The 5,369-nt window shown below is 65.2% G+C and carries 3 protein-coding genes and 2 pseudogenes; all 5 read left to right on the top strand.

Annotated elements, in window-relative coordinates; translation table 11 throughout:
* Positions 1-232: pseudogene (locus tag BIS11_RS10120) on the top strand (hypothetical protein); the annotation flags it as partial.
* Positions 233-1,165, top strand: coding sequence for a lysine exporter LysO family protein (locus tag BIS11_RS10115; RefSeq protein WP_253419368.1), 933 nt, complete (start codon positions 233-235; stop codon positions 1,163-1,165).
* Between the two features lie 396 nt (positions 1,166-1,561).
* Positions 1,562-3,262, top strand: a complete 1,701-nt coding sequence (gene glgA, locus BIS11_RS10110; protein ID WP_301282873.1) for a glycogen synthase GlgA — start codon at positions 1,562-1,564, stop codon at positions 3,260-3,262.
* A complete protein-coding gene (gene treZ, locus BIS11_RS10105; RefSeq protein ID WP_253419362.1) occupies positions 3,259-5,079 on the top strand; it encodes a malto-oligosyltrehalose trehalohydrolase in 1,821 nt (606 codons plus the stop codon). Before glgA ends, treZ begins: the two co-directional genes overlap by 4 nt.
* Positions 5,076-5,369: pseudogene (locus BIS11_RS10100) on the top strand (4-alpha-glucanotransferase); the annotation flags it as partial. The gene treZ and the pseudogene BIS11_RS10100, both read left to right, overlap by 4 nt.

Raw genomic sequence — 5,369 nt, 5'->3', positions numbered from 1 at the left:
CTTCCAGTACTACGACAACGACGAGGTGCAGCGCGTCAGCGTTCCCGCCGGCGAGTTCGACACCCATAGCGTGATTCTGCAAGACGTGGACAAGCCCGACCGTCACCTGCAGATCGACTTCCATCCGGATTGGCCCGGCCTGATACTCTCCGCCGAGTACTACAAGGACGGCCGCCGGGACACCACCCTCCGGTTGACTCAGTTCGACCCAAGCGAAAGTGCCTCCCCCTAGATGCTCACCGGTCTTCTCATCGTCTTGCTGCCCCTGATCGGGGGCTACCTCGTGCGCGTGCGCTCGCCGCGCCTTTTGCACACCATCAACCGCGCCGTCAGCGCCTCTGTCTACGTCATCCTGGTGCTGATGGGCGTGGGACTCGCCGGGCTCGAGAATCTCTCGAGCCAGCTCTCTCGCCTAGGCGGCTACGCGCTGGTGCTGTTCGCCGTGACCACGCTCTTCAACCTGGCCGCACTTGCCTGGCTCTCGCGTCGCCTGGCGCTGAGAGCCGGCGACTCGCCGGTGGTGAAGGATGCGCCCACCAGCAAGCTGGCCGCCATGCGCGGCTCGCTCGGGCTGTTGGCGGCGGTAGTGGCGGGTGTGGTCGCGGGGCTCGCGCTCGGGCCACTGCTCGGGCAAGGCGTCTACTCGCTTGCGGACACGCTCGCCGAGTGGGTGCTCTACGCGCTGCTGGCGCTGATCGGCTGCCAGCTGCGCAACTCCGGCATGGCGCTTTCCCAGATACTGCTCAACCGCCTGGGGCTTGCCATTGCCGTGACGCTGGCGGCGAGTTCGCTTCTCGCGGGTATCGTGGCGGCGCCGATGCTGTCGCTGAGCATCACCGAAGGGCTCGCCATGGCGTCGGGCTTCGGCTGGTATTCGCTGTCGGCGATTCTGATCGGCGACCAGCTCGGCCCCCTGATGGGAGGCGTGGCGTTCTTCAACGACCTGGCGCGCGAGCTGTTCGCCTTCATGCTGATCCCGCTGGTCATCCATCGTCACGCGGCGCTGGCGATCGGCGTCGGCGGCGCCACCTCCATGGACTTCACCCTGCCGGTCATCCAGCAGCACGGCGGCGTTGCCTGCGTTCCCATCGCCGTGGTCAGTGGTTTCATTCTCTCGCTGCTTTCGCCCCCGCTGATTCTCTTCTTCCTCTCGTTTTCGGGTTGATCCTTACGGGTCGTCGACAGGACGACCCTTCCTGCCTTCCTTCCTTCTTTCTTGCCTGCTTTCTCCTCTCGACAAGACGCCTTTTTTATTCGCAGCACTTAATTAAAAGTGGACCTGTTTTTAACACGCGTTAACAAACACTCATTAAACCCATGTATTTTAGATATAAATTATATTCAAAAATTTTTACCCAAAAAAGAAAACTCCAGAAGCACTAAAAGAGTGCATTCCTTGCCTTTTATTATGATTCGTTCAAACGCTTTCTCTTTGGCTTTTTTCAACTAAAGTGATTCAAGCGAAACGCCGCGCCTTGGCTCGGGCGGTGAGGGACGTACCGCTCTATTCATGAGTTATCCATTTCGATGATCGTTACCATGATGACCGGGGAGGTTGAGCATGGATGATGGGGTGCTAGACGGGGAAACCAACAGCAAAAAAGCGTCAAGAGAGCCACGTTCAAAGATTGGAAAAACCATCGTTAAAGAAATAATAGATAATAAAATCAAGACGTCTTTTATTTCTTTACCAACAACAGTTAATCGTCAAAATCCAAAACCGTGCAGCGTTTCTAAAAGCATCGATTCTGCACTCGGGCGACTCACGCAAGGCGCATCCTTTAACGCCGAACACCCCTCTCACTCGGTACTTTTCGTGACTACCGAGATGAGCGACTTCATCAAGGTGGGCGGGCTTGGCGATGTCTCCTCCGCCCTGCCCCGAGCGCTGGCGGCACACCACGACGTGCGCGTTCTGATGCCCGCCTACCGCGAGATGCTCACCGCCGATCACACCATCACCCCGGTGGGGCGCGTGGAGGCTTTCGCGGACCTGCCCGCCTGCGAGATCGGCCAAATCACCTGCCGCGATGGCCTGATCGTCTACGTGCTTTTGTGCGATGCCCTCTATAACCGCGAAGGCACGCCCTACGGGCGCGGTTCCAGCGGCTACGGCGACGGCCAGGACGCCGGCTGGGCGGACAACGATGTGCGCTTCGCGCGTCTTTCGCGCGCCGCGGCGGACATCGTCCAGGGCAAGGCGGGGCTCGACTGGCAGCCGGCGCTCTTGCACCTCAACGACTGGGCCTGCGGGCTGGCACCGGCGTACCTGCACTTCGAGGCGACCCCCGCGCCCTGCATCTTCACCATCCACAATCTCGCCTACCAGGGCCTCTTCCCCGCTTCGCGCCTGGCAGCGCTGGGCATTCCCGATGAGGCCTTCCATATCGACGGCGTCGAGTACTACGGCGAGCTCTCCTTCATGAAGGCGGGCATCAACTATGCCACCCAGGTGACCACGGTCAGCGCCACCTACGCCCAGGAGATCACCACCCCGCGCTTCGGCTGCGGGCTCGATGGGCTTTTGCGCTGCAAGGCGGACCAAGGCCGGCTGTGCGGCATTCCCAACGGCATCGACGACTCCTGGGACCCGCGCACCGACAGCCACCTGATCCAGGCGTTCTCCTCCAACGACTGGCGCGGAAAGCAGGCCAACGCCGACTACGTGCGTCGCCGCTACGGCCTTGCACCCAGCGCGGGGCCGCTGTTCGTGGTGATCTCGCGCCTGGTTCACCAGAAGGGGCTCGACCTTACCATCGAAGCCACCCGCGCGATCGTCGAAGCCGGCGGTCAGATCGTCTTCATGGGCAGCGGCGAGCACCACGTGGAGCAGGCGCTCAAGGCCCTCGCCCGGCGCTCGCCAGGGTCGGTGGCCGCCTACATCGGCTTCGACGAGTACCAGGCGCGCTGTCTGTTCGCCGGCAGCGACTTCCTGCTCATGCCGTCGCGCTTCGAGCCCTGCGGGCTCAGCCAGATGTACGCCCAGCGCTTCGGCTCCCTGCCCATCGCCCACCGCACCGGCGGGCTCGCCGACACCATCGAGGATGGCGTCACCGGCTTTCTGTTCGACGACATGCAGCTTGCAAGCTACATGCGCGCCATCCAGCGCGCCTTCGCGGTGCATCGCTCGACGGATCTGTTCAATGCCATGCGCGGTGCCGCCATGACCGGGCGCTACCACTGGCGCCAGTCCATCGTGCCTTATGCCCGGCTCTACCAGCAGGCACTCGACGCCGAAGCGGTCGCGGCGGTGCGCCCATGAGTAGCGCAGCGGCGACCGCGCTCGAGACGCCAAGGTTCGGCGCCCAGATGATCGACGCGGCGCGCACGCGCTTCACCCTGTGGGCGCCGGACGCTGTGCGAGTCGAGCTGCTGCTCAAGGGGCGCGAGCCCATCGCCATGGAGATCGGCGCCGACGACTGCGCCCATATCAGCGCCGCCTGCGGCCACGGCGCACGCTATCGCTACCGCGTCGTCACCCAGGACGAGGCGCTCGACGTGCCCGACCCGGCCGCGCGCGCGCAGAGCGACGGCGTGCACGGCTGGAGCCTCGTGATCGACCCGCAACGCTACGCCTGGCGCCACGCCGACTGGCCGGGCCGCCCCTGGCACGAAACCGTGCTGTACGAGCTTCATGCCGGCGCGCTCGGCGGCTTCAAAGGCGTGGGCACCCAGCTTGCTCGCCTCAAGGCGCTGGGCGTCACCGCCATCGAGCTGATGCCGATCGCGGCGTTTCCCGGTACCCGCAACTGGGGCTACGATGGCGTGCTGCCCTACGCGGTGCAGGCGAGCTACGGCAGCCCCGACGAGCTCAAGGCGCTCATCGACGAGGCTCACGGCCTTGGCCTGATGGTGTTTCTCGACGTGGTCTACAACCACTTCGGGCCGGATGGCAACTACCTGCACGCCTACGCCAAGCGCTTCTTTCGCGAGGACGTAAAGACGCCCTGGGGGCCGGCGATCGACTTTCGCGAGCCCCAGGTGCGACGCTTTTTCATCGACAACGCCCTGATGTGGCTGTTCGAGTACCGCCTGGACGGGCTGCGCTTCGACGCCGTCCACGCCATCGGCGAGCAGGACTTCCTGGAAGAGCTGGCCGAAACGATTCGCCGCGCGACACCGCCCGGGCGCCACGTCCACCTGGTGCTCGAGAACGAAGCCAACCGCGCCTCGCTGCTGGCGCCCGCGCTGTTCGACGCCCAGTGGAACGACGACTGGCACAACGTCCTGCACGTGCTGTTGACCGACGAGCACGAAGGCTACTACGCAGACTTCACCGAGCGCCCCACCAAGCGGCTGGCACGCTGCTTGAGCGAAGGATTCGTCTACCAAGGCGAAACCTCGCGCCACGGCAGGCCGCGCGGCGAGCAGAGCGGCCACCTGCCGCCCACCGCCTTCGTGGCGTTTCTGCAGAACCACGACCAGGTCGGCAACCGCGCGCTCGGCGAGCGCCTGAACGTGCTCGCCGACCCGGACGCTCTGGCGGCGGCCACGCTCCTGCTTCTGCTCTCCCCCATGGTGCCGCTTCTGTTCATGGGCGAGGAGTGGGGCTCGACGCGCCCATTTCTGTTCTTCACCGACCACGACGAAAGTCTGGCCAACGCGGTGCGCGAAGGTCGCCGGGCGGAGTTCGCCGACTTCGCCGCCTTCGAGGATGACCAGGCCCGCGCCCGCATTCCCGACCCCAACGCCAGGGCGACCTTCGATGCCTCGACGCCGGATCTGGAGATGAGCGGCGCGCCGGCGCATCGCGAGGTTCTCGAGCGCTACATTCATCTGCTCGCCCTGCGCCATCGCCATATCGTACCGCGCCTCGACGGCGCTCGGGCACTGGGCGCCGACGTGCTGGGCGACAAGGCGGTGCTGGCCCGCTGGCAGCTCGGCGACGGCACGCACCTGGCCATCGCCATCAACCTGAGCGATGCAGCGCTCGAGAGCGAGGCGCTGGCGCGGCTCTCGTTCCAGGCGCTGTTGTTCGAATCTCGCGATGCGGTCGCTCGATCCGCCGAAGCGGGCCGGCTGCCGGCGCGCGCGGCGGCGGCGTGGCTGATGCCTGACGAGCGTGGAGTCCTCTCATGAGTACCGCCCTGCACGATCTCTCCCGCGCGGCGGGACTGCTGCTCGACTGGGAGGACAGCGACGGGGTGGCGTGCCGGCTGTCCGACGCGGCCCAGCACCGGCTGCTGAACCATCTGGGCTTTCCCACCGAATCCGCTGCGGCCATCGCCGATAGCCGCCGCCGCCTCGAGAAGCTTGCCGCCGCGTCTACGCCACAGGAGTGGCCGCCGCTGGTGGCGACGGACGTCGACCATCCCATCGCCCTGCCTTCGCCGCTGCCGGCGGGTACGCCCTTCAGCCTGGTCCTCGAG

This window comes from Halomonas sp. 707D4 (assembly GCF_024158685.1).
GTDB lineage: Bacteria > Pseudomonadota > Gammaproteobacteria > Pseudomonadales > Halomonadaceae > Vreelandella.
This window is presented reverse-complemented; position numbering and strand designations above follow the sequence as displayed.

Bases quoted from the DNA above. Each gene is read 5' to 3' on its own strand.
- BIS11_RS10115 (WP_253419368.1), top strand. From the start codon at position 233: ATGCTCACCGGTCTTCTCATCGTCTTGCTGCCCCTGATCGGGGGCTAC.
- glgA (WP_301282873.1), top strand. From the start codon at position 1,562: ATGGATGATGGGGTGCTAGACGGGGAAACCAACAGCAAAAAAGCGTCA.
- treZ (WP_253419362.1), top strand. From the start codon at position 3,259: ATGAGTAGCGCAGCGGCGACCGCGCTCGAGACGCCAAGGTTCGGCGCC.